We start from the raw sequence: 789 nt of genomic DNA on the forward strand, positions 1-789 counted from the left end.
ACTCGACTACATGAAGTTGGAATCGCTAGTAATCGCGGATCAGCATGTCGCGGTGAATACGTTCCCGGGTCTTGTACACACCGCCCGTCACACCATGGGAGCGGGTTTTACCAGAAGTAGGTAGCTTAACCGCAAGGAGGGCGCTTACCACGGTAGGATTCGTGACTGGGGTGAAGTCGTAACAAGGTAGCCGTATCGGAAGGTGCGGCTGGATCACCTCCTTTCTAGAGTTGCACAGGCAGAGATGCCGATTCATTGAGCGTCCACTCTTATCGACTGTTGAATTTAGAAGAAACAGTAGCAGTGTCCAAGTCGGGGCTGTAGCTCAGCTGGTTAGAGCACCGTGTTGATAACGCGGGGGTCGTTGGTTCGAGTCCAACCAGCCCTACCAGTTGGTACCAAATTGGGGGATTAGCTCAGCTGGGAGAGCACCTGCTTTGCAAGCAGGGGGTCGTCGGTTCGATCCCGTCATCCTCCACCACTCTACTTTGAAAGTGCAAACGTAAGCCRCCTGGGTTTAGGTTTGATCTTTTAGAGGTCAATGCTGTTTCGTTCTTTAACAATCTGGAAGAAGTAAAGTTTTATGTCAATCTGTGAAAGCAGTTTGGCAGGGTAATGATTGTATGTATCAAAACAAGCAACAACGCTGTACTTTCTTATCTCTGTAGCGTCTTTCGGCTTAGTCGGCCGAGAGGTTAACGTTATAGGGACAAGCGAATAAGTGCACATGGTGGATGCCTTGGCGATTACAGGCGATGAAGGACGTAGTAGCTTGCGATAAGCTGCGGG

2 tRNA genes and 2 rRNA genes are annotated in these 789 nt (G+C 50.1%); all 4 read left to right on the forward strand.

Annotation, left to right across the window (positions count from 1 at the left end):
• Positions 1-224, forward strand: a 16S ribosomal RNA gene (locus tag AC1D02_RS22170); the annotation flags it as partial.
• A 90-nt stretch (positions 225-314) separates the two neighbouring features.
• Positions 315-391: transfer RNA gene (locus tag AC1D02_RS22175), tRNA-Ile, on the forward strand.
• Positions 392-405: 14 nt separating this feature from the next.
• A tRNA-Ala gene (locus tag AC1D02_RS22180) sits at positions 406-481 on the forward strand.
• 226 nt (positions 482-707) lie between these two features.
• Positions 708-789: ribosomal RNA gene (locus AC1D02_RS22185) — 23S ribosomal RNA — on the forward strand; the annotation flags it as partial.

It is taken from the genome of Massilia sp. P1_C10 (assembly GCF_056406475.1).